21 protein-coding genes and 1 pseudogene are annotated in these 21,752 nt (G+C 60.8%); 13 read left to right on the forward strand and 9 right to left on the reverse strand.

Translation table 11 applies throughout. The features are described 5' to 3' along the window. Window positions 1-82 precede the first annotated feature (82 nt). From GWQ22_RS10325 to GWQ22_RS10335, 3 genes are all read right to left on the reverse strand, one after another. Window positions 83-1,045, reverse strand: a complete 963-nt coding sequence (locus GWQ22_RS10325; RefSeq protein WP_275930235.1) for an ion channel — start codon at window positions 1,043-1,045, stop codon at window positions 83-85. Between the two features lie 60 nt (window positions 1,046-1,105). Continuing rightward, window positions 1,106-2,752: a tetratricopeptide repeat-containing response regulator gene (locus tag GWQ22_RS10330; protein ID WP_275930236.1), complete on the reverse strand. Its 1,647-nt coding sequence runs from the start codon at window positions 2,750-2,752 to the stop codon at window positions 1,106-1,108. 110 nt (window positions 2,753-2,862) lie between these two features. After that, complete coding sequence (locus tag GWQ22_RS10335; RefSeq protein ID WP_275930237.1) at window positions 2,863-3,903, reverse strand: FAD:protein FMN transferase; 1,041 nt, start codon at window positions 3,901-3,903, stop codon at window positions 2,863-2,865. A 331-nt stretch (window positions 3,904-4,234) separates the two neighbouring features. Between GWQ22_RS10335 and azu the strand changes: the two genes are divergently transcribed. Both azu and GWQ22_RS10345 read left to right on the forward strand, forming a co-directional pair. Then, window positions 4,235-4,675, forward strand: coding sequence for an azurin (azu, locus tag GWQ22_RS10340; protein ID WP_042038461.1), 441 nt, complete (start codon window positions 4,235-4,237; stop codon window positions 4,673-4,675). Between the two features lie 212 nt (window positions 4,676-4,887). Continuing rightward, window positions 4,888-5,091 carry a hypothetical protein gene (locus GWQ22_RS10345; protein WP_108535849.1) on the forward strand — a complete coding sequence of 68 codons (204 nt, stop codon included), beginning with the start codon at window positions 4,888-4,890 and terminating at the stop codon, window positions 5,089-5,091. Between the two features lie 32 nt (window positions 5,092-5,123). Here GWQ22_RS10345 and GWQ22_RS10350 read toward each other — a convergent pair whose 3' ends face one another. Beyond that, window positions 5,124-5,681, reverse strand: a complete 558-nt coding sequence (locus GWQ22_RS10350; RefSeq protein ID WP_275930238.1) for a HutD family protein — start codon at window positions 5,679-5,681, stop codon at window positions 5,124-5,126. Between the two features lie 264 nt (window positions 5,682-5,945). Between GWQ22_RS10350 and GWQ22_RS10355 the strand changes: the two genes are divergently transcribed. Next, complete coding sequence (locus GWQ22_RS10355) at window positions 5,946-6,914, forward strand: nucleoside hydrolase (protein WP_275930239.1); 969 nt, start codon at window positions 5,946-5,948, stop codon at window positions 6,912-6,914. Between the two features lie 155 nt (window positions 6,915-7,069). Next, window positions 7,070-7,405 (forward strand): DUF3634 family protein, encoded by a 336-nt coding sequence (locus GWQ22_RS10360; protein ID WP_275930240.1) that lies wholly within the window; start codon window positions 7,070-7,072, stop codon window positions 7,403-7,405. 74 nt (window positions 7,406-7,479) lie between these two features. Here GWQ22_RS10360 and GWQ22_RS10365 read toward each other — a convergent pair whose 3' ends face one another. Together GWQ22_RS10365 and GWQ22_RS10370 are read right to left on the reverse strand one after the other, a co-directional pair. Further along, window positions 7,480-8,679, reverse strand: a complete 1,200-nt coding sequence (locus tag GWQ22_RS10365; RefSeq protein WP_275930241.1) for a cytochrome c — start codon at window positions 8,677-8,679, stop codon at window positions 7,480-7,482. Then, window positions 8,676-10,601: an NAD(P)-binding protein gene (locus tag GWQ22_RS10370; RefSeq protein WP_275930242.1), complete on the reverse strand. Its 1,926-nt coding sequence runs from the start codon at window positions 10,599-10,601 to the stop codon at window positions 8,676-8,678. The genes GWQ22_RS10365 and GWQ22_RS10370 overlap by 4 nt, the downstream gene beginning before the upstream one ends. 611 nt (window positions 10,602-11,212) lie before the next feature. Between GWQ22_RS10370 and cyoA the strand changes: the two genes are divergently transcribed. The 6 genes from cyoA to GWQ22_RS10400 all read left to right on the forward strand — a co-directional run bounded on the left by cyoA (window position 11,213) and on the right by GWQ22_RS10400 (window position 17,718). After that, window positions 11,213-12,238: a cytochrome o ubiquinol oxidase subunit II gene (gene cyoA, locus GWQ22_RS10375; protein ID WP_212514297.1), complete on the forward strand. Its 1,026-nt coding sequence runs from the start codon at window positions 11,213-11,215 to the stop codon at window positions 12,236-12,238. A 3-nt stretch (window positions 12,239-12,241) separates the two neighbouring features. Next, window positions 12,242-14,218, forward strand: coding sequence for a cytochrome o ubiquinol oxidase subunit I (gene cyoB / locus GWQ22_RS10380; protein ID WP_042038453.1), 1,977 nt, complete (start codon window positions 12,242-12,244; stop codon window positions 14,216-14,218). Window positions 14,219-14,222: 4 nt separating this feature from the next. Beyond that, window positions 14,223-14,837 (forward strand): cytochrome o ubiquinol oxidase subunit III, encoded by a 615-nt coding sequence (locus GWQ22_RS10385; protein ID WP_108536105.1) that lies wholly within the window; start codon window positions 14,223-14,225, stop codon window positions 14,835-14,837. After that, the gene (locus tag GWQ22_RS10390; RefSeq protein ID WP_108536106.1) at window positions 14,838-15,170 is read left to right on the forward strand and encodes a cytochrome o ubiquinol oxidase subunit IV; all 333 of its coding nucleotides are present in this window, start codon (window positions 14,838-14,840) and stop codon (window positions 15,168-15,170) included. Window positions 15,171-15,180: 10 nt separating this feature from the next. Then, window positions 15,181-16,074, forward strand: coding sequence for a heme o synthase (gene cyoE / locus GWQ22_RS10395; RefSeq protein WP_042038449.1), 894 nt, complete (start codon window positions 15,181-15,183; stop codon window positions 16,072-16,074). Window positions 16,075-16,356: 282 nt separating this feature from the next. Beyond that, complete coding sequence (locus GWQ22_RS10400) at window positions 16,357-17,718, forward strand: MFS transporter (RefSeq protein WP_275930243.1); 1,362 nt, start codon at window positions 16,357-16,359, stop codon at window positions 17,716-17,718. Between the two features lie 45 nt (window positions 17,719-17,763). Here the strand turns inward: GWQ22_RS10400 and GWQ22_RS10405 are convergent, their stop codons facing one another. Continuing rightward, window positions 17,764-18,867 carry an ElyC/SanA/YdcF family protein gene (locus GWQ22_RS10405; protein WP_275930246.1) on the reverse strand — a complete coding sequence of 368 codons (1,104 nt, stop codon included), beginning with the start codon at window positions 18,865-18,867 and terminating at the stop codon, window positions 17,764-17,766. A gap of 148 nt (window positions 18,868-19,015) precedes the next feature. Continuing rightward, window positions 19,016-19,909 (reverse strand): LysR family transcriptional regulator, encoded by an 894-nt coding sequence (locus GWQ22_RS10410; protein ID WP_275930244.1) that lies wholly within the window; start codon window positions 19,907-19,909, stop codon window positions 19,016-19,018. A 100-nt stretch (window positions 19,910-20,009) separates the two neighbouring features. Between GWQ22_RS10410 and GWQ22_RS10415 the strand changes: the two genes are divergently transcribed. Together GWQ22_RS10415 and GWQ22_RS10420 are read left to right on the forward strand one after the other, a co-directional pair. Continuing rightward, window positions 20,010-20,477, forward strand: coding sequence for a DMT family transporter (locus tag GWQ22_RS10415; RefSeq protein ID WP_139424150.1), 468 nt, complete (start codon window positions 20,010-20,012; stop codon window positions 20,475-20,477). 9 nt (window positions 20,478-20,486) lie between these two features. Beyond that, entirely contained in the window at window positions 20,487-20,915 is a 429-nt protein-coding gene (locus GWQ22_RS10420) for a DMT family transporter (protein WP_139461017.1), read from the forward strand. A 99-nt stretch (window positions 20,916-21,014) separates the two neighbouring features. Here GWQ22_RS10420 and GWQ22_RS10425 read toward each other — a convergent pair whose 3' ends face one another. Then, the gene (locus tag GWQ22_RS10425) at window positions 21,015-21,245 is read right to left on the reverse strand and encodes a DUF3297 family protein (RefSeq protein ID WP_108535861.1); all 231 of its coding nucleotides are present in this window, start codon (window positions 21,243-21,245) and stop codon (window positions 21,015-21,017) included. Window positions 21,246-21,384: 139 nt separating this feature from the next. Here GWQ22_RS10425 and GWQ22_RS10430 point away from each other — a divergent pair. Then, window positions 21,385-21,625 (forward strand): annotated as a pseudogene (locus GWQ22_RS10430) (IS4 family transposase); the annotation flags it as partial. Window positions 21,626-21,752: the final 127 nt, after the last annotated feature.

A 21,752-nucleotide genomic window follows, 5' to 3' on the forward strand; every position in this document is an offset into this window, starting at 1 on the left:
GGTGCCCGGCGCAGCTCCCGAGCCGGGTATCTGGCTATCGGCAATCTGATCACGGCCTCGCAGTAAGATAGTGGACAGGTTTTTAGCGGGTCATCTTCTTGACGAACACCACCACGAACAGCGCCAGCGTGAAGCTGCCGGTGAAGGCCTCGAAGGCGGCGAAGATCCGCGACAGGCCTATGGGGGTGAAGTCCCCGTAACCCAGGGTGGTGAAGGTCACCACGCTGTAGTAGAGGCATTCGAGCAGGAAGATGGCGTTCTGCTCCAGGGGGGCGCCGGGCTGGTAGATGAGGTGGTTGCCGTTGAAGCTCAGACCGAAGAAGAAGTAGAAGATGCTACAGATGAAGATGAGCAGCAGAGAGAAGAGTACCACTCGCATGGGCGCTTCGCCGTAGCCGCAGAAGAGATCGACAATCCAGGAGGTGAAGCGCTGGGTCGACCAGCGCGGCAGTTGCAGCCGGCGCATGGTCAGCTCCTGCTGGATGTAGCGGCCGGACATGGTGAAGATGCCCTGCGCCTCCGAGGCCTTGCGCAGATCCCGGTAGGTCTCCTCGGCCTCTTTCAGCCAGATGCGGGCCTGTACCGGATCCCGCTCTTTGCGTCCGCGTCGCTCCTGCATCAGCCGTTTGCCGGTGCTGAGGTTGTCGAGTCGGGTGTTGTGCCAGCGAATGCCGAGCAGGTTGACGTCGTCGAGCTCGGCGCAGTGCAGGTTGGCGTCGCTGAGATCCGCTTTCATCAGGCTGCCGCCCTTGATACGGATACCGTAGAGGTGAGCCCCCTGCAGGTTGGCCCGATAAAAGTTGCACTGCTCCAGCAAGAAGCCCTGCGCGGCCCCTTTTTTGACCAGATTGAGGCCGGCCAGGTTAGCGCGGGCCAGTTGCAGGCCGTGGCACAGGCCGCCTTGCTGGATGTAGTGCTCCAGCTCGCGAGCGGTATGGGGCTCCTGATGATTGGCGTGGGGATCGTGCCAGCGGCACAGTTCGTGCTCCCCAGCCTCCTCACAGCAGTGGCGGCCGTCCGCCACCAGATATCGACACATGGCCATCGTCTGTTTCTTCCCCTCGCCGAGTCTGTATCAGCATAGGCGAGCGGGACAGCCTGTGGGTCAGCTGAGCTGGGTAAACTCCTGACGCAGCTTGCGAAAACGATCCTGCTGCGCCGGGTTCAAAGGGATGCCGTCCAGTACCTCCAGCGTCTCCTTGCACTCGGTGCCAAACTCCGGGCTCTTGCGGTTCTTCTGCATCAGTTGCAGCAGCACCTGGATCTTGTTGAGGGCGGCACCGGTATTGGCGGGCGCCCGGCGCAGCGCCTCGCGAAAGTGGCCGAGGGCCTGCTCCAGCTCGCCGCTCTGGTAGGCTTTGATGCCCAGTTCGTTGAGCTGCTGGTAACGCTGGCGCCGCTCCAGCACCGTCTTGTCGTCGCGGGTGGCCTGGATGCAGGTCGTGAGCAGCCTGTCTTCATCCTCCGCCAGCAGCGCCTGCAGGCTCTCGGCATATTCGAATTCGCCGAGCTGGTAGAGCGCGAGTATGGTTTCGCCCAGCAGGCTGGGGGGCATGGTGTCCGGCTGATCGAGCCAGTTCTGGTTGGCGCGATATAGCATCTTCTTGCCCTTGAGCAGCTCGCCCAGCGCGATCTGCACCCTGGCCTGGCAGATCTGCTCGAACACCGGGTAGTTGAACTCCGACATCATCAGCGAATCGCGAATGCGCGACAGCGCCGAGTTCACCTGCTTTTGCAAATTGGCGATGTGGTAGATGTCGTTGCTGTTGAGGGCATACAGGGTCAGCGCCTGGATATAAGCCCCCAGATAGTGAGGGGTGCGATGGATGGAGTTGCGCGACATGTCGATGAGCGACAGCAGCACGTCCTTGGCCTGGGCATAGTCGTGGCGCAGCAGACATACCTCCGCCAGCCGGCGGGAGAGCTGCACCGACTGGGGGGATATGTCCACCGCGCGTTTGAGCTCCTGCTGGGCCTGCTCGTCATTGCCGAGCGCCAGCTGGGACTCCGCCAGCCAGAGGTGTGCCTCCACCATCAGCGGGGTGTTTCTGAGGGTCGCCTGCAGGTGGCTAACGGCCTCTTCGTTGAGCCCCAGGGTATGGCACGCCTTGCCCAGGGTCAGCCGGGCCCAGCTGTTCTCCTGGCCGGCCAGCAGCTGGCGCATCAGGCTGCGGGCCTCCTTGGCCTGCCCCAGTTTGAGTTGGGTATCGGCCTGCAGGCAGCGGCAAAAGTTGGCAAAGCGTGGCACTGCATCGGCCCGCTCGGCGCAGGCGGCCAGCAGGGTGGACAGATCGTCCTGGGCGAGGGCGCGGAACACGCTCTCCAGTGCCAGGCGACGGGCGAGGGCGCGTTTGAGGCGAAACGAGAACTGCTCCTGAGAGAAGGGCTTCATCAGGTATTCATCGGGTTCGGCCTCCAGCGCGCTCAACACCATGGCGCGGGAGCTGTCGCCGCTCACCATGATCACCACGCTCTGGGGGGGAATGAGTGTCTGATCCCGCAGGCTCTCCAGCAGTTGGCGCCCGTTCTCGCCGCCCCCCAGTTCATAATCGAGCAGGTAGATGTCAAAGGTCTCTTTCTGACAGCGACGCCTGGCCTCCTCGGCCGAGTTGACATAGGTGATGCGATTGATGCCGATGTTGATCAGCATCGCCTTCATCATCACCTGAAAGGATCGCTGTTCGTTGACCAGCAGGATGCGCTTGGGCTTGGGCGGGGCTTTTTTTTCTGGTTCGGATTCCGGTGTCTGCATCGGTCAGGGTCAGGGCGCTACGGGCGGATAACAGAAGTGTGCCACCAAAGCGCGCAGACAGGCAATTGAACATGGAGTGGCCCCGCCGTTTTTCGGCGAAGCCCCGCCATTCATGGCCTCTTCTGCACCAGATAGGGGGCAAATTGCGGACTGTATTCGGCCCGAAAGCCCTGCTCCGTCTTGATGATGAGGTAGACCGCCAACTGGTGTGCCCTGGCAAACGCCATCGCCTGCTCGGGTCCCATCACCATGAGCGCCGTGTCGAGGGCGTCGGCCTCCAGTGCGGTCGGAGTGATCACGCTGGCGGAGACCAGCTTGTGGGTCACAGGCGCGCCCGTGGCGGGATCTATGATGTGGGAGTAGCGCTGGCCATCGAGCTCGTAATAGTTGCGATAGCTGCCAGCGGTGCTGAGCGCCATGCCGTTCGGGCTCACCACATCAGAGAAGGCACCCGGTTGATCGGAAGGCTCGACAATGGCCACCCGCCAGGGGTTGCCCTTGCTGTTGTTGCCCTTGCTGCGCACGGCGCCCGCCACTTCGATCAGGTAGTTGTGTACCCCCTTGCTCTCGAGCAGGGTAGCGATTTCGTCCGAGGCCGCGCCCTCACCCAGGGTGGAGAGATCGAGGTAGAGCGCCGGGATGGTCTTGCCGAGCAGGAAGTGATCCCCCTCTTGCATCAGGCTCAGTTTGTTTATGCCTACCTTCAGGCGGGCTGCGTCAATTTGCCTGGCATCTGGCCGCTTGATCGGGCGCTTGTCCGGGCCGAATCCCCACAGGTTGACCAGCGGGCCCACGGTGACGTCCAGCTTGCCCTGGGTGAGGTGCCCGGCATCTATGCCTTGTTGCACTATCCTGGCCATGGCCGCTGGAATGACAGTGGGCTGCTTGCCCGTGCTCTGATTGAAGCGGGAGATGAGGGAATTCGGGTCGTAGGTGGAGATCTCCCTGTTCATCCGCGCCAGCAGGGTATCGACTTCCTGTTGCAGCGCGGGTTCTCCCCCCGGGAAGGGATCGCTCACCGTCACCACATAATAGGTACCCATTGTCTTGCCCTGAATGCGGGTGTGGGTCGGCGCAGGTTGGCAGGCGGTCAGCACCAGCACCAGGGTCAGCAAGAGGCCGCGCAGGGCCAATACCGGGGGAAACGACATAAGCAATATCTCTATCTTGAACAGGGCCTTGTGCCATGGGCCGCCAGCTTAGCGAAGCGGTTGGTGGCTGGCGAGTGGTCGGTGTGCAAAATAGCGGGAGAAAATTAAACAGGGGTGGGCCGGGAGAGAGGTTGTGCGTATCCGTTCAGGTTAAGTGTCTGTGATGAATAAGGTCAATCTGGTGACCTGACCCGCAGCTTTGCGCTAAAGCCATAGCCGATTGACAACATTTGAGTAGAATAAGGTCGATTTTGACAGCATCTTTGCCAGTCGCTGGCGCGAGCCTGCAGGCAATCGTGTTGCCATCTATTGCCAATCAAAGGAGAGGATGATGAAAAAGGCGATTACCCTGCTGTTTCTGAGTACCCTGGCTGCCCCGGCGCTGGCCGATGAGTGCGCGTTGGTCATCGAAGGCAATGATGCCATGCAGTACAACCTCAAAGAGATGAGCGTACCGGCGACCTGCAAAGAGGTGACAGTGACCCTCAACCATACCGGCAAGATGCCGGTGACCGCCATGGGCCACAACTGGGCACTGGCGAACACCGCCGATTATCAGGCTGTCGCGACCGCCGGCATGAGCGCCGGTGCTGACAACAGCTACCTGCCAAAAGATGATCCGCGGGTGCTGGCCCACACCAAGATGATTGGCGGCGGCGAGAGCACCAGCGTTACCTTCAAAACCGATGGCCTGGCCGGTAAAGACCTCACCTTCTTCTGTTCCTTCCCCGGCCACTTCGCCATGATGAAGGGCAGCTTCAAGATCGGTTAAACCGCGTGTCTGGGTGGTCATGAAGCAAAAAGCCGGGTTGCCCGGCTTTTTTTATGATGCACAAACCTTGTATCGAACGCGCGGTGCAGAGGAGCCAAGCGATTGAATAAATGGTTCATTTCGTGATCTGGCGAGGAGTGGTCGCGCCTTGAGAGGGGTAAAATAGGCTGCAATTGGGGCTTTTTGGCCCGGACACTGAATGGATGTGAGTGATGAGCGCAGTCAAATGGGTGGTCAGCGGTTGCCTGATGCTGGTGTGCGCCCTGGCGCTGGCGGCAGAGCCCCCGGTCAAGAAGAGCCGCAACGGCATCTGCCACCCCCAGGGTGGCACCTACTACAGCCGCACCAAGCATTATGTTCCCTACGATACCATGCAGGCTTGTCTCGACAGCGGGGGCCGCGCCCCCAAACGTTGAGCACGACACCAGGGTCTGCACGGGTCTCTTCCTTATCGCGCTTGCAGGGTAAAGAAGGCGATGGCCGTCTTCTTCTGGCACTCCAGCCTGATGCTATCTTCGCCGCTGACCACCAGGGTCTCGTTGATCGCCACGGCCCGATCCTGCACCGTGAGCTGACCGCTCAGCAGGTGGCAGAGGTAGGTCTTGTCCGCCTCCAGGGTGAGGGTGAGCGGGAAGGGCAGATTCAGCACCCGCACGTTGGCACTGATGCGCGAGGGATCATAGATGAGCCCCAGATCCGTCACCTCTTTTTTCAGCAGCTCGCAGTGGGTCTCGTCATCCCCGCTGAAGTGGGCCGCCTCGAAGGTGGCATAGGGGTGGCCGTTGAGCACGAAGCCGGCGCCGCTGATGGGCAGCAGGATGCGCTGATAGCCGGGAAATTTGGAGAAGGGACCGGCGCCCTTGATGGGGGCCGAGCTCAACCGGTAGTCAAAGTCGAGCTTGTCCAGGGTCGCGCTGCTGGGGGCGATGAGGATCTGGGCTGTGGTGCCCTGCTTGTTCTTCCAGGGCATTTTCAGCTGGTCAGACTCTTTAATCAGGGTGATCACGATGGCGCCTCGGCAGTGGGGTGAGATAAGTGGGCAATGAGGCCAAGTGATACCATCCCCCAGGCCAGCTCACAAGGCGGCGGCTATTCGCTTTCGTCCGGTTGGCCATTATTTAGCCGCATTGGCCTGTCTGCCTACCGCCTTGCTCAATATGCAGCCACTCGACGGGGCCGGTTCGGGCGAAACCCTCAGGCTGTGATCCCTGTGCTGTAAAACGGGCGGGAGGCCGTTACACTGGCAACTCTCTTGCTGTCTGGAGGCCCCATGGCCCACAAAATCATTCTGGATACGGATCCCGGTATCGACGACGCCATGGCAATACTGTTTGCCGAGGCGCACCCCGCCATCGATCTGCTCGCCATCACCACTGTGTTTGGCAATGCCACCATAGACAACGGCACCCGCAATGCGCTCTGGCTCAAGCAGAAATACGGCATGAAGGCGGACGTGGTCCGGGGGGCCGTGGCACCGCTGCGCCGCGAGCCGGTGGGGCCGACCACGGTCGTGCATGGCCCGGGCGGGCTGGGGGACGTGGAGGCCGGGGAGGTGACCATCACGGCGGATCCCAGACCTGCCTGGCAATATATCGTGGAGACGGTGACGGCCGCGCCTGGCGAGATCACCCTGGTCACCATAGGGCCGCTCACCAACCTGGCGCTGGCACTGCAGGAGGCGCCTGAGATCACCACCCTGGTAAAGCAGGTGGTGGTGATGGGGGGCGCCTTTGGCGTCAACGGCCATCGTGGCAACGTGACCCCCTATGCCGAGGCCAATATTCACGACGATCCCGATGCTGCAGACCGGGTGTTTACCGCCGACTGGCCTGTGGTGATCATCGGGCTGGACGTGACCCAGCAGAGCTTTTTCAGCAGCGCCTATCTGGATGCGCTGCGCGATGACGCAGGCGAGCCGGGTCGTTTCCTGTGGGAGGTGAGTCGCTTCTACCTGCGCTTCTATTCGGAGCGCATCGGTCTGGATGGCTGCCACGTGCACGATCCCTCCGCCATCGCCTACGTGATAGATCCTACCCTCTTTACCCTGCGGGAAGGGCCGGTGCGGGTCATCAACGAGGGGCCCGCCATCGGTCATACCCTGCAAAAATTCGATGGCAGGTCCCACCCCCACGACGGCTGGGCCGACTATCGTGCCCAGCAGGTCGGGGTAGCTGTGCGTGATGAGGCGCTGCTGGCGCTCTATCGCGAGACGCTGGTGGCCTGGGGCAAAGATTGCTGAGCAGCGCTTGGATGGTGCTCACATAACGCGGCGGCTGTGATCCCCGCCAAATAATCGGGGTCAATGGCGGCTTATACTGGCAACCATGGCGCGGTCTGGAGGGCACAAGATGGCCTGACCCGCGCGGGGATATCGAGTCGTTAGGAGGAAAATAGATGGCCTGGTTATCGTTGTTGGTAGCGGTTGCCCTGATCTGGTGGTTAATGAAGCTGGGACGGGGCGCCCTGTTCGAGATCCGGTTGCAGCCTGGCAAGGTGGTGGTCAAGCGGGGCAAGGTATCTCCCGCATTCATTGAGCATGCCAAACAGATACTGCGCCATGAGACGGTGCGGGGCCGCATTCTGGGTCAGCGCGATGGCGACGGCGTCAAGCTGATCTTCTCCCGCTCCATCCCCGAGCCGGTGGCCCAGCGTTTTCGCAATGTCTTCCCCTATGCTGATTACCGCCAGACAGCGGCGCCCCTGCCTGGGTCAAAACCACGCAAGGGTTGATGCCCTGCTCGCACACAGCAAACGGGCCTCCAATGGAGGCCCGTTTTTTATGGCAGTGGTGACACGGCGCTGGCTTATTCGTGCAGCGCGCGCTGGGCCTTGACGGTGGCCGGCTTGATGGCTACCCCTTCATTGCCCCAGGAGGCGCGCAGGGTGTTGACCAGATTGGCCACCTGTTCGTCGTTGAGAGTCCAGCCATAACCCGGCATATGGTAGCCGATATGACCCTGCGTAATGGGCGTCTCGGCGCCGTACAGCAGCACATTGAGCAGGCTGGCGGGATCGTCGGCCAGCACAGTCTGGTTGCCCACCAACGACGGAATGACGTGGTCATTGCCCTGACCGTTGACGCCATGGCAAGTGGAGCAATACATGGCGTAGTCCGCCTTGCCGCTGGCACTGGCATAGGCACGGGCCCCTTGCTCCGCCACCGGCTCATCTTTCAGGTCGGTGAGATAGGTGGCGATGCTGGCCAGATCTGCGTCGCTGAAGTACTGGCTGCTGTGAGTGATCACTTCTGCCATGGGACCTGCGACCGCCTGATGCTGGCTGCGGCCGGTTTTCAGCAGGTCGATCAGCGCCTGCTGGCTGTAACGGCTGCCGCGAATGTCGGGGGCATACCAGCCATCCAGGGTGGCGCCGCTCAGATAGAGGGGATCTGCCTCGGTCAGCGCGTTCTCCTGCATGCCGAGCCCGCGCGGGGTGTGGCAACTGCCGCAGTGACCGGCACCCTGCACCAGATAGGCGCCGCGATTCCACTGCTCGCTCTTGCCCGCCACCGGGGTGAAGCGGCTGTCATCGTGATAGACCCAGTTCCAGCCCATCAGCGGCCAGCGGATGTTGAGCGGCCAGGGGATGTCGCTCGCCTTGTTGGCGATGGCCAGCGGCTGTACCTCCTTCATCAGATGGTGATAGAGATCTTCGAGATCCTTATCGCTCATCTTGGCGTAGGCGGTGTAGGGCATGGCCGGGTAGAGCCGATGCCCGTCGCGGGCCACCCCTTCGCGCATCACCTTGATGAACTCCGGCAGGCTGTAGTTGCCGATGCCGTGGGTCTTGTCGGGGGTGATGTTGGTGGCAAACACGGTGCCGATGGGGGTCGGGAACCCTTTGCCGCCCGCCAGCGGCTTGCTGGTCTCGCTGGTGTGACAGGCGGCGCAATCCCCGAGCTTGGCCACGTATTCACCCGCCGACATGGCGGGCGCAGCGTGAGCGGCAAGGGCGGGCAGGGCCAGCAGCAGGGCGCAGGCCGTCAGTGACAGGGCGCGGCTCATTGGGCACCTCCCTTGCTGATGACCACCAGCTCGTTGACGGCGCGCCACGCTTCGTCGATGGCGGCATGGGCGTAGGGGCTCCAGCCTGCATCGGAGTTGGCGATGGTGATGTTGCCAATTGGCTGGCGACCCAGCTCAATCCATTTTTCGCACTGCGCTTCGTCATCAAACAGGGTGTTGGTGACATAGGAGTAGCCGTGAGACCAGCGGTTGACCGTGATGGCGAGGATATCCTGCTCATGGTTGAAACCGGCGCTGCCCAGCATCCCCTGTAGCTGTTCGCGGATCATCTGTTCATGCTGCTCGAACGGCATGCCGAGGATCATGGCGCGCCCCTTGCGGGACTGCTCGCGGGCCGAGAGGCCGCTGCCCGGCAGGGTCGGCACATAGACCATGTGCAGGCACATGGGCTGATCCGGGCTCTTGGGATGCTCGTAGCCACCCATGCTGACCGGATAGTCGAGTTTGACCCGGCTGTAGGGGGCCGCGGGGGAGTAGACCTCGTGTACCCCCAGCTTGACGAAGGCGTGCCAGTTCTTGATCACCACCTTGGTGTAGACCAGCGGCGCCTTGGCATTCTGGCGCAGCGCCTCCTTCTGGGGCTCCGGCATCTCGGGCACCATGTAGGGGATCATCATGTTGTAGCCCGCCATGATCGACTGCTTGGCCCGCACCCGATGCAGTTTCCCCTCTTTGATATAGGTGACATCCACCGCCAGCTTGCCGTCGGCGAGGCGCACGTTTTTGGCCTGCAGCGCCGTGCTGCCAAGGCGCAGCTGCACCTTGTGCTCAGGCAGGTCGAGTTTGCTGTAGTCAAACTTGGCCAGCACCACGTCCTGCATGGTATGACCCGGCGCCACCTGCGGAATGAGCTTGCGCACCATCAGGCGGGTGAGGCCGGCGTTGCCGTCCGGGAAGTGGAAGATGTAAGGATCGTCCAGCTCTGCCTGCTCCTCGGCATCGAGTGGAGTGAGATCCAGCCCGTCGAAGCCCGGCAAGGCGCAGAGGCGCGCATCGGCGCAGGCGGTGGCGTCGATGCCGACCGCCTGGAAGTCGTTGGTGCGCTGCTGGAAGTAGGTGATCGCCCGCTCGCTGAGGCCCACTTTATCGCGCAGGAAGCGGGTGTAGCTGTTGCGGGTCACCCAGAGGTCTTTCTCTTCGCGGGTCATGCCGCTCAGGTAATCGATCTTCGCCTCGTGCAGCGCCAGCAGGGCGGCCTTGTCGGCATCATCGAGGGGGAAGTCACCGATAAACTCTGCCAGCGGACGGCCGTTCAGGCGATCGCGCGGGATGTCGTCCGCCACGTTGTGGCCCGGATCCCCGTTCACTATCTTGTTGACGCCAAAATGCTGCTCGTCGAAATAGACGCCGCGGCTAAGCCCCAGGTCCGGATAGAAAGTCTGCTGGAACCCTTTGGCCAGCTCGTCGATGTTGACCTCCAGCGCCTTGAGCAGCCCCAGCGCCACCGGGCTGTAGACCGAGCGCGGCGATTGCAGGGATTCGCTGCCGCCATAACCCAGCCGCAGGCCATCGGGGGTGGTGAACTCGTTGCGCTTGGCGTGACCGCCAAAGTCGTCGTGGTTGTCGAGCAGCAGGATCTTTTTATCCGCCCCGAGCAACTGCTGATAGAAGCAGGCGGCGGCCAGGCCGCTGAGCCCGGCGCCGACGATCACCAGATCCACCTCCCCCTCAAGGGGGACATTGGCGAAGTCATACTGCTTGCCGTCACGGGCGATGTTGTGGGCCGGTTCGAAAGAGCCCGGGTGGTTGCCGCGCAGGCCGGTGAGGGCGGGCGGGTAGGCAAGCGTCTTGTCGGCCAGCGTGTTGCCGCTTTGCGCCGCTTGCAGCAGATTGATGGGGGCGACACCGGCTGCAATCGCTATGGCTACGCCGTTGAGAAAGTCTCTGCGTGTGATACTCATGGCAATCCCTGTTGTATTAAGAGTCAAATGGGAAGTGGGATAAGGTTGAATTCGTGACTGGCTTGGTAACGAAGGGGCGCAACCTAACGCGATATCCAGATGGAGTCCATGGCTTTGATGATAACTTATTAAGCAAAATGATGAGTCTGGTGATGGATTCGGCCCCTGGCAATGCATGCAATATGCTTCTTTGCGGACAATGGCCCCATCAAATCCATGGAATTAATTAGAGTTTAATTTGATTAATTATGGCCCTGATTGAGTTCTTCTTGATAGCCGGTCTGTTCGCTGGTGGCGCTGAAAATAGCGCTGATATTTTATACAAAGAGCAATGAAAGGGGCATTTTAACCCTGTCAAATACAAGGGCAAGTCGCGCTCTGTCTATTCAATTAACAATATTTGGGTGAAATGAAGTCAGCAGATGATGAATTGGTTATTTATCCTCTTTGATAAATACCTTGCCGTCAAGTTATTAACATGCTTCACAGGTCAATTCCAAACCGAACACAAATTCGGGATTAATTTTTCATGTTGTTCACATCCCCCCCCGATGCAATAGAATGCTGCGTTTTTATTACAACTTTACGCCTTGCGAAGATGAGGACACGGCATGAGACCTGATGTAAAAAGGGGCTTGGGCGCCTTGCTGTTGCTCGCGACCACTGGCTTGCTCAGTGGTTGTGACATGGCTCTAATGAGCCCCAAAGGGCAGATTGGTCTGGAACAGAAATCACTGATATTAACGGCCATCGGGCTGATGTTAATTGTGGTGATCCCTGTGATTATTATGGCAGTGGCATTCTCTCGTAAATACAGAGCATCCAATACCAACGCCAAATATACCCCGGATTGGTCTCACTCCAACAAGATTGAAGCGGTCGTCTGGACCGTACCCGTCATTATTGTCGCCATTCTGGCGGTTATTACCTGGAAAACGTCCCACTCGCTGGATCCTTATAAACCGCTGGAATCAGACGTCAAGCCGATTCAGGTCGATGTTATTTCCCTCGACTGGAAGTGGCTGTTCGTCTATCCGGAATTGGGGATCGCCTCCGTCAATGAACTGGCCTTCCCAGTCAATACCCCGGTCAATTTCCGGGTGACCTCAGACACAGTGATGAACTCCTTCTTCATTCCCCAGCTGGGCGGTCAGATTTACGCCATGGCTGGCATGCAGACCAAGTTGCATCTCATCGCCAACGAGGCGGGCCAGTACAAGGGGATCTCCGGCAGTTACAGCGGCGCCGGTTTCTCAGGCATGAAGTTCCAGGCCATCGCGACGCGGGATCAGGCCGACTTCGATGCCTGGGTCGCCAAGGTAAAACAGTCACCCAATATGCTCACCACCATGGCCGAGTTCGAGGCCCTGGCCAAGCAGAGCCAGAACAATCCGGTGGCGTATTTCGCCAGTGCCGACCCGGCCCTGTTCGTCAATGTGATCAACAAGTTCATGGGTGACATGACACCGGCTGAGCACCAGGGTATGGCGCACGAGGGGGCCATGCAGCATGGCGACGCCATGGATCATCACGCAATGGACCATGACAAGATGACCCATGATGCACCCATGGATCATGCCGGGCATATGGCCATGCCGATGGATGACAAGAGTGTGAAAGCAGGATCCGAGGAATAATTGATGTTTGGAAAATTAACGCTCGACGCTGTCCCGTACCATGAACCCATTATCATGGTCACGATAGTCGCTATCTTATTGGGCGGGCTGGCCATCGCCGGGCTGATCACCTATTTCGGCAAGTGGCAGTATCTGTGGAAAGAGTGGTTCACCTCTGTGGATCACAAGCGTCTCGGTATCATGTATCTCATCCTGGGGATGATCATGCTGCTGCGCGGCTTTGCCGATGCAGTCATGATGCGTACCCAGCAGGTGATGGCCTCGGCCGGTGGCGAAGGCATATTGCCGCCCCACCACTACGACCAGATCTTCACCGCCCACGGCGTCATCATGATCTTCTTCGTGGCCATGCCACTGGTGATCGGCCTGATGAACATAGTGGTGCCGCTGCAGATCGGTGCCCGTGACGTGGCTTTTCCCTTCCTCAACAACCTGAGCTTCTGGTTTACCGCTGCCGCCGTGGTGCTGATCAACGTCTCCCTCGGGGTCGGTGAATTTGCCCAGACCGGCTGGCTGGCCTATCCGCCCTTGTCGGGCAAGGAGTTCAGTCCCGGGGTCGGGGTCGATTACTGGATCTGGAGTCTGCAGATCTCGGGGTTAGGCACCCTGCTGACCGGCGTCAACTTCTTTGCCACCATCATCAGGATGCGTGCCCCCGGCATGACCATGATGCGGTTGCCGGTGTTCACCTGGACCGCGCTGTGCGCCAACATACTGATCATCGCCTCCTTCCCGATCCTGACCGTCACCATAGCCCTGCTCACCGCAGACCGTTACCTGGGTACCCATTTCTTTACCAATGACATGGGTGGCAACATGATGATGTACATCAACCTCATCTGGGCCTGGGGTCACCCCGAGGTGTATATCCTGGTGCTGCCGGTGTTCGGGATCTTCTCCGAAGTGGTGGCGACCTTCTGCAAGAAGAAGCTGTTCGGTTACACCTCCCTGGTGTGGGCGACCGTGGCCATTACCGTGCTCTCCTTCGTGGTCTGGCTGCACCACTTCTTCACCATGGGATCGGGCGCCAACGTGAATGCCTTCTTCGGCATCACCACCATGATCATCTCCATCCCGACCGGGGTGAAGATCTTCAACTGGCTGTTCACCATGTATCGCGGCCGCATCGAGTTCACCTCACCCATGTTGTGGACTGTCGGCTTCATCATCACCTTCACCGTGGGTGGCATGACCGGGGTACTGCTCTCGGTGCCGGCCGCCAACTTCGTGCTGCACAACAGCCTGTTCCTGATCGCCCACTTCCACAACGTCATCATCGGCGGCGTGGTGTTCGGTTGCTTTGCCGGTATCACCTACTGGTTCCCGAAGGCGTTCGGCTTCAAGCTGGATGAGGTCTGGGGCAAGCGTGCCTTCTGGTGCTGGATCACCGGCTTCTTCGTGGCCTTCCTGCCGCTCTACGTGCTGGGCTTCATGGGCATGACCCGTCGGGTCAGTCAGAACATAGATCCCGAGTTCCACGGCTGGCTGGTCGTGGCTGCTTGCGGTGCCGGCCTGATTGCCATCGGTGTCCTGTGTCAGGCGATCCAGGTGGTGGTCAGTATTCGTGACCGCGAGAAGAACCGCGATCTGACTGGTGATCCTTGGGGTGGCCGTACCCTGGAGTGGTCGACCTCTTCACCGCCGCCCTTCTACAACTTCGCCATCGAGCCGAAGATCACCGGCCTGGATGCCTTCTGGGAAGCCAAGCAGGATGGGTCTGCCTATCAGCAACCCAAGCGCTATGACCCGATCCACATGCCGAAAAACTCGGGGGCCGGTGTCATTATCGCTGCCTTCAGTGTGGTGTTCGGTTTCGCCATGGTGTGGCACATCTGGTGGATGGCCATCGCCGGCTTCGTCGGCATGATAGCCACCTGGATCATCCACAGCTTCAATGACGACGTGGATTACTACGTGCAGGTTGACGAGATCGAGCGGATCGAGTGTCAGCATTTTGAAAATTTCAACAAGGTGGCTTAATTCCATGGCGACTGACGTTCTACATCACACTCACGGCGCCCATGACGATCATGGGCACCATGATGCCGGTGCCACCAAGGTGTTCGGTTTCTGGATCTACCTGATGAGTGACTGCATCCTGTTTGCGACCCTGTTCGCAACGTATGCGGTCCTGGTCAACGGCACCGCCGGTGGCCCCAGCGGCAAGGATATCTTCGAGCTGCCGTTCGTGTTTGGTGAAACCATGCTGCTGCTGTTTAGCAGCATCACCTTCGGTTTTGGCATGCTGGCCATGAACAAGAACCAGGTCTCCGCCGTCAATGGCTGGTTGCTGGTCACCTTCCTGCTCGGCGCCGGCTTCATCGCCATGGAGATCTACGAGTTCCACCACCTGATCGCCCAAGGTTTCGGCCCGCAGCGCAGTGGTTTCCTCTCCGCCTTCTTCACCCTGGTCGGTACCCACGGGATCCACGTGACCAGCGGCCTTGTCTGGATCATCGTCATGATGGTGCTGGTGAACAAGAAGGGGCTGACCGAGCGCAACCGTACCCGTCTGATGTGCCTGAGCCTGTTCTGGCACTTCCTGGACGTGGTGTGGATCTGCGTTTTCACCGTGGTCTATCTGATGGGAGCGATGTAAATGAGTACTCATGCAGTTGATAAGCACGGCGCCAGCCACGGCAGCGCCAAGAGCTATCTCATCGGTTTCGTGCTGTCGGTTATCCTGACCGCGATCCCCTTCTGGATGGTGATGGATGGATCCGCTTCCCATGCCATGGTGCTGGGCACTGTGGTGGCCATGGCGGTGGTGCAGATCTTTGTGCATCTGATCTACTTCCTCCACATGAACACCTCCTCAGAGGAGCGCTGGAACCTGGTGGCACTGGTGTTTACCGTGCTCATCATCGCCATCGTGGTCGTGGGTTCCCTGTGGATCATGTACAACCTCAACGTCAACATGATGGTTCACTGAGCGGCTTGATGTGATGATGAAGCAATACCTGCAAGTGACCAAGCCGGGCATCATTTTCGGTAACCTCATCTCGGTGATCGGCGGATTCCTGCTGGCCTCCAAGGGGAGCCTGGATGTGCCCCTGTTCATCCTGACCATGGCGGGTGTCTCCCTGGTGGTGGCCTCCGGTTGTGTGTTCAACAACTACATCGACCGGGACATCGACTGCATCATGGAGCGCACCAAGAACCGCGCCCTGGTGAAGGGGCTCATCGCCCCCGGCGTCTCGCTCTGGTATGCGAGCGCGCTCGGCGTTGCGGGCATTGCACTGCTCTACTTTGCGGCCAATCCGTTGGCTGCCTTGTTGGCCGTGCTGGGCTTCCTGGTCTATGTGGGGGTCTATAGCCTCTACATGAAGCGTCACTCCGTCTATGGTACCCTGGTCGGCAGCCTCTCCGGCGCCGCGCCACCCGTCATCGGCTACTGCGCCGTGAGCGGTCAGTTCGACTCGGGCGCCTTGATCCTGCTGGCGATCTTCAGCCTGTGGCAGATGCCGCACTCCTATGCGATTGCCATCTTCCGCTTCAAGGATTATCAGGCGGCCAACATACCCGTGCTGCCGGTGGTGAAGGGGATTGTCGTGGCCAAACACCACATTACCCTCTACATACTGGCCTTTATGGTGCCGACGTTGATGCTGTTTTTAGGCGGTTACGCCGGTTACAAGTATCTGATCGTGGCGACGGCGGTCAGCGTCTGGTGGCTGGGCATGGCGTTGTCGGGTTACAAGCAGGCGGTCGATGACTCCCTCTGGGCCCGCAAGCTGTTCATGTTCTCCATCGTCACCATTACCTGCCTGAGCGTGATGATGTCGGTGGATTTCCAGCCGGATGCGACGCCGGTATTGGTGAGCATGCTGCCCTGACCCTGAGGCGGAGATGTTCTCCAGCGTCGTCATCATCTTCACCTGCCTGAACGTGATGATGTCGGTGGATTGCCAGCCGGATGCGATGCCGGTATTGGTGAGCAGACTGCGCCGATAGTGAGAGCTGCGCCCCTGAATGCATGAAATCCAGAGCCGGGAACCTTCCCGGCTCTGTTATTATGGGGCCCGCCCTGCGGGGCACGTTTCCCGTTGTTCGGGGGTGGCGCGCCTTGCGTCATCCACCCCTTGCATCTCTTTTCTCTTTGACCTATCGAGGCCTTCATGAATGATTTCACCATGACGAGGGGCGAGCGCCGCGCGACCTGGGCGCTCGGCTCCGTCTTCTCCTTGCGCATGCTGGGCATGTTTATGGTGCTGCCGGTGTTGACCACCTACGGCATGTCCCTGGCGGGCGCCTCCGAAGCCCTGATCGGCCTTGCCATCGGTATTTATGGCCTGACCCAGGCGCTGTTCCAGATCCCGTTCGGCTTGCTCTCCGATCGCATCGGCCGCAAGCCGCTGATCGTCGGCGGTCTGCTGATGTTTGCGCTGGGCAGCGTGGTCGCAGCGCTGACCCACTCCATCTGGGGTGTCATTCTCGGCCGCGCCCTGCAGGGCAGCGGTGCAATCTCCGCCGCCGTGATGGCCCTGCTCTCGGATCTCACCCGCGAGCAGAACCGCACCAAGGCGATGGCTTTCATCGGGGTGAGCTTTGGCATCACCTTCGCCATCGCCATGGTGACGGGCCCCCTCATCACCCATGCGCTGGGGCTCTCCGGCCTGTTCTGGCTCATCGCTCTGCTGGCGCTGGGGGGCATCGCCATCACCCTCTGGCTGGTGCCGACCCCGACCGGCCACCTGCTCAATCGCGAGTCCAGCATGGTCAGGGGCGGGATGCGCACCGTGCTTACCAATCCGCGCCTGCTCAAACTCAACCTCGGCATCCTCTGCGTGCACACCCTGCTGATGTCGAGCTTCGTGGCGCTGCCGCCGCTGCTCGAACAAGCTGGTCTGCCCCGCGACAGCCAGTGGCAGGCTTATCTGGTCACCATGCTGGTCGCCTTTGTCAGCGTGGTGCCCTTCATCATCTATGCCGAAAAACGCCGCCAGATGAAGCGTGTATTCCAGCTCTGCGTGTTGGTGATGCTCATCGCCGAAGTGGTGCTGTGGCAGGCCGGGCTGCAGTTGTGGGGCCTGCTCGCCGGGTTGCAGCTCTTCTTCATCGGCTTCAACGTGATGGAGGCGCTGCTGCCGTCGCTTATCAGCAAGGAGTCGCCACCGGGTTACAAGGGCACCGCCATGGGGGTCTACTCCACCAGCCAGTTCATCGGGGTCGCCATCGGCGGCAGCCTGGGGGGCTTGCTCTACAGCCTGGGCGGCGGCGTGCTGGTGTTTGGCAGTTGCGCCCTGCTGGCGCTGGCCTGGCTGGGGGTCAGCCTCACCATGCAGGAGCCCCCTTATGTGAGCAGCCTGCGCATTGTGCTGCCGGCAGGGGTGGCGGCGAGCCCTGCGCTGGAGCAGCGGATCCGCGCCTGTGACGGGGTGAGCGATGTGCTGCTGGCGCCTGCCGAGCATTCACTCTATGTGAAGGTGGACAGCAAGCGCCTCACACGCAGCGATCTGGAGCGGCTGATAGCCGCCTGATGCATTGCCATCAACAAACTGCCCGCCAATCTGGCGCAATGTGGATCAGCGTTCGATCAGCGGGGCCGAGCGATAGCTCCACAGGCCGTAGGTGCGCAGCGCATCGCGGTAGATGCCGAGCAGCTCGCTGTCGCTCACCTTGGCCAGGGCCGAGAGCGGTTTGTCCGGGTAGCTGACGCTGTCTATCTGGATCCCGGCCGGGCCGCTCTGCCAGCTGGCGATCTCCAGCAGGGTCTGACCCCGGCGGACATGGCTGGCCGAGCTCACCAGCGTGGCGTGCTGGATCTGGTGGCGGGCGAGGGCGTAGCTGCTGTAGAGGGCGTTCTCCACCGTACTGGTGGCGTAGTTCTCCTCTATGATGCGCGAGCGATCTATGCCCTTCTTCACCAGCCAGTTCGCCATCAGCTTGCCCTCGGTCTGGCGGTTTTGGGGCACGCCGCCGGTCAGTATGATGAGCGCAGTCGGGTTGGCCTGGGCCAGGGTGCGGGTGGTCTCCAGCCGGCCCAGCAGGATATCGTGCATGCTGCCATCGGGGTTGAGGGCATAGCCCAGGGTGACGATGGCCCGGTTGCCCGGCTTGGGTGAACTCTCCCCCTGCTCCTTGAGCGGGGTGGCGTTGACGCGGGCCACCGTCTCCAGGATGCGCTGCAGATCGGCGTCGCGGCCGGGGTTGAGTGTCGCCAGTTTGCTCTGGTATGCCTGGGCGGCACTGGGGTTTTGCTTGAAGGTCTGCCAGGTGGCCAGGTAAGTGAGCAGATCTATATCGTCCGGCGCCGTGTTGAGCGCCTGCTCGAACAGGCGGATGGCCTTGTCCACGTTGCCGTTGTAGATCTGGGCGTTGGCCGCCGAGATGAGCAGGTCGGTGCGGTAGGGTTCGAGCTGATAGGCCTGCAGCAGCAGTGCGGTGACCTGCTCCATGTTGCTCGGCATCTTGGCGGTGAAGCCCGCGGTGGAGATGCGAGCCGGTGACTTGAAGATCTGCCAGGCATCCGCCAGCAGCTGATCCACCACCTGGCGCTTGCTGATGTACTGGTCGTAGTTTTGCTCCTTTTGCAGGGAGCGCACCGGAGCAGCCCAGGCATGAGTGGAGACAAACACTGGCAGGGCCAACAGGCTGGCCAGGGTCAGGGCAATCGCAGTTTTCTTCATCATGGGGTTCCACCTAGGGTGAGAGGTGCGATGCCATGGCATGCCCCTCTGGAGCCTTTTTCAATTAAAACAGGCGCTTGGTAATGGCCTACTCTACTCCTTTCCAGATGAAAAAAACGTGAACCACTTCGGTTATCCCAGTGACCCCCTAGCGCAGAGCCAGGCGTTCGTGAAGAAACGCCAGCCAGGCCTCCACCTTGGCGGGCAGGTGGCGACGGCGGGGGTAGAGGCACCAGATGCCGTGCTCGGGCAGGGCATGGTCTGGCAGCAGGGGCACCAGCCGGCCGGTGGCGAGATCCCGCTCCACGATAAAGTCCGGCATGTTGCCAATGCCGAGCCCTGCCAGCAGCGCGGTGTGGATGGCGTCGCTGTTGTTGACCTCGAAGTTGCCCCGCGGGGTGATGGCAACCTCTCCCTCCGGGCCTTGTAGGCGCCACTGGGTGCCGCCGCGAAACAGGGAGTAGAAGAGGCAGTTGTGGGCCTCGAGATCGGCCGGGGTACGGGGCGTGCCGGCCCGCGCCAGGTAGGTGGGGGCGGCGCACAGGGTGCTGTGACAGGGGGCTAGGCGGCGGGCGACCAGGTTTGAATCTTCCAGCTCGCCGATGCGCACCGCCACGTCGAACCCCTCGGCCACCAGATCTTGCTGGGCGTCGCTCATCTCCAGCTGCAACTGCAGCTCGGGATAGAGGGCGAGAAATTCGGGGATAAGGGGGGCTATGTGGCGCCGGCCATAGACCATGGGCACAGTCACTCGCAGCAGGCCGCGCGGCGCCGACTGCAGGGCGCCGATGGCATCTTCCCCGTCACGGGCCAGACGCACCGCATGGTGCACCGTCTCGAAGTAGCGCTCCCCTGCCTCTGTCAGGGTGAGGGAGCGGGTGGTGCGGTAGATGAGCTGGCAACCGAGCTGCTGCTCAAGCTGGCTCACCTTCTTGCTCAGTACCGACTTGCTGAGGCCGAGCTGGCGGGCGGCGCCGGAGAAAGTGCCTGCCTCCACCACTGCGACGAAGGCGGGGATCAGGGCGAAGGCATCCTGGTTCATGTTGTTCTCAATATGGAAACAATGTTGTTCCTAAATGGTAGATTATTCCCATATCTAAAACAATTTACCCTGCTCCTCTGTTCAACCAAGGAGTGACCCCATGATCCCCCCTCTTATTGACCGCCGCCCCGGACGCCTCCAGACAATCGGCGCCCTGGCCGCCTTCGCCGCTGGCCTGCTGCTGGCGCTGATGATCGCCCAGAACGGTGCCCTGGCCCGCGCCACCGATCCCTGGCTCGCGAGCTGGCTCGCCCACGGGGTCGGCAGCCTGGTGGCCGCGCTCTTGTGGTGGCTGGCCCCACGGCCCCAGGGGCCGCAGTCTGCTCCGCCCTGGGCGTGGCTTGGCGGCCTGCCGGGGGCGCTCACTGTGGTGCTGGCGGCCCTGTGTCTCAACTCGCCGCTGGGCATGGCGGGCACCCTCGCCCTGCTGTTGCTGGGCCAGTTGCTGTTTGGCGCCCTGTGCGACGCCAGAGGCTGGTTCGGGCTGGTTCGCCGCCGCCCATCAGGGAAGGACGTGCTCGCCGCCCTGCTGGTGATGATCGGCGCCCTGCTGATCGTGCTGCGTTAGGAGAGAACCATGACCCTCTTGATCCTGCTGGGACTGCTCAACGGCGTGGCGGTTAGTCTGTCGCGTACCCTCAATGGCCGCCTCGCCAGCGCCCGGGGCGCCATGACGGCCTCCCTCGCCAACCACCTGCTCGGCTTCGTGCTACTCGGCGCCCTGCTCATCCTCAAGGGGGCACCCTGGGGGAATCTGGCCGGGCTCGATCCCTGGCTGCTGCTCGGCGGCGTGCTGGGGGCGCTGTTCGTTGCCATCAGCAGCTGGGCCATAGGCCGGGTTGGGGCCCTGGTCTGCGCCTTGCTCATCGTCGCGGGCCAGTTGGCGGGAGGCGTGTTGCTCGATGCCTTGGCCGGACGGCTGGAGGGGAGCGATCTGCTCGGCACCCTGCTGGTGCTGGCCGGTGCCGGACTGCAACGCTGGCAGGCGGGCAAGCCGCACCCCTGAACAGGCGCTGGCACCTGAAAAGCAGAACACCGGCACTAGGCCGGTGTTCTGGGATAGCAAGGTCGCGCCCCTGCTCGGGGCATCGTTGCTATAGGCAGCTTAGGCGTAGAAGGCCTCGACGGTGATCAGCATGGGGTTGCCATAGCGATCCTTGGCCTTGGGGGAGGGGATTTTCACCCAGCCTTCGCTGATGCAGTACTCCTCGACATTGTTGCGCTCCTTGCCGTTGAGGCGAATGCCGATCTCGTGCTCGAAGCAGGCAGCCACATGGTACGGGCTGCGCAGGTTGGCCGCCAGACGGTCGGGCAGTGCGGGTTTGTTGTCGCTCATCTCTCTAACCTAAGGCAGATAAATAGTGGGGCGGTAGGCAATGCCTATCAAAACTGAGACACCTACTTTTGTGTGCTGGCGATGCAGCAGCTTGCTCAGAAAGGTGAGTGTCCTCACTTTTCATGAGTCTGTATCGGTGCTGCTGTTTAAGGAGTCGGCATGGCACAACCGGCTCAAGGGGGGCGTGACAGGCCGGACAGCCATTGCAGACGGGGTGGTTCCCGATATTAGCTGCAGTGATGCATCGTACTATGGGTGAGATCAGTGAGCGGCTGGCGTGGGCTTCAGTTTGTTTGGCTAAAAACGCCTGGTTGACCAAGCAGAAAAAATCGATACAAAACAATACGTTGAAACGCATTTTAAATAATGCATTTTCTTAAGGGAGTTATGGTCATTTCTGGTGTACGGAGGGATAGAAGAGGTGGCGTATCCTGCTGATTGATTCCCGCGAAGAATCTCAATCAACAGAGGTGATACGCCATGACTAATTCTACCCTCAGAGCCCTG

It is taken from the genome of Aeromonas sp. 1HA1 (assembly GCF_029237385.1).
Classification (GTDB): Bacteria; Pseudomonadota; Gammaproteobacteria; order Enterobacterales; family Aeromonadaceae; genus Aeromonas; species Aeromonas popoffii.

Excerpts from the sequence above, each read along its gene's own strand:
- GWQ22_RS10325 (WP_275930235.1), bottom strand. The coding sequence starts at position 1,045 with ATGGCCATGTGTCGATATCTGGTGGCGGACGGCCGCCACTGCTGTGAG.
- GWQ22_RS10330 (WP_275930236.1), bottom strand. The coding sequence starts at position 2,752 with ATGCAGACACCGGAATCCGAACCAGAAAAAAAAGCCCCGCCCAAGCCC.
- GWQ22_RS10335 (WP_275930237.1), bottom strand. The coding sequence starts at position 3,903 with ATGTCGTTTCCCCCGGTATTGGCCCTGCGCGGCCTCTTGCTGACCCTG.
- azu (WP_042038461.1), top strand. The coding sequence starts at position 4,235 with ATGAAAAAGGCGATTACCCTGCTGTTTCTGAGTACCCTGGCTGCCCCG.
- GWQ22_RS10345 (WP_108535849.1), top strand. The coding sequence starts at position 4,888 with ATGAGCGCAGTCAAATGGGTGGTCAGCGGTTGCCTGATGCTGGTGTGC.
- GWQ22_RS10355 (WP_275930239.1), top strand. The coding sequence starts at position 5,946 with ATGGCCCACAAAATCATTCTGGATACGGATCCCGGTATCGACGACGCC.
- GWQ22_RS10360 (WP_275930240.1), top strand. The coding sequence starts at position 7,070 with ATGGCCTGGTTATCGTTGTTGGTAGCGGTTGCCCTGATCTGGTGGTTA.
- GWQ22_RS10365 (WP_275930241.1), bottom strand. The coding sequence starts at position 8,679 with ATGAGCCGCGCCCTGTCACTGACGGCCTGCGCCCTGCTGCTGGCCCTG.
- GWQ22_RS10370 (WP_275930242.1), bottom strand. The coding sequence starts at position 10,601 with ATGAGTATCACACGCAGAGACTTTCTCAACGGCGTAGCCATAGCGATT.
- cyoA (WP_212514297.1), top strand. The coding sequence starts at position 11,213 with ATGAGACCTGATGTAAAAAGGGGCTTGGGCGCCTTGCTGTTGCTCGCG.
- cyoB (WP_042038453.1), top strand. The coding sequence starts at position 12,242 with ATGTTTGGAAAATTAACGCTCGACGCTGTCCCGTACCATGAACCCATT.
- GWQ22_RS10385 (WP_108536105.1), top strand. The coding sequence starts at position 14,223 with ATGGCGACTGACGTTCTACATCACACTCACGGCGCCCATGACGATCAT.
- GWQ22_RS10390 (WP_108536106.1), top strand. The coding sequence starts at position 14,838 with ATGAGTACTCATGCAGTTGATAAGCACGGCGCCAGCCACGGCAGCGCC.
- GWQ22_RS10400 (WP_275930243.1), top strand. The coding sequence starts at position 16,357 with ATGAATGATTTCACCATGACGAGGGGCGAGCGCCGCGCGACCTGGGCG.
- GWQ22_RS10405 (WP_275930246.1), bottom strand. The coding sequence starts at position 18,867 with ATGAAGAAAACTGCGATTGCCCTGACCCTGGCCAGCCTGTTGGCCCTG.
- GWQ22_RS10410 (WP_275930244.1), bottom strand. The coding sequence starts at position 19,909 with ATGAACCAGGATGCCTTCGCCCTGATCCCCGCCTTCGTCGCAGTGGTG.
- GWQ22_RS10415 (WP_139424150.1), top strand. The coding sequence starts at position 20,010 with ATGATCCCCCCTCTTATTGACCGCCGCCCCGGACGCCTCCAGACAATC.
- GWQ22_RS10420 (WP_139461017.1), top strand. The coding sequence starts at position 20,487 with ATGACCCTCTTGATCCTGCTGGGACTGCTCAACGGCGTGGCGGTTAGT.
- GWQ22_RS10425 (WP_108535861.1), bottom strand. The coding sequence starts at position 21,245 with ATGAGCGACAACAAACCCGCACTGCCCGACCGTCTGGCGGCCAACCTG.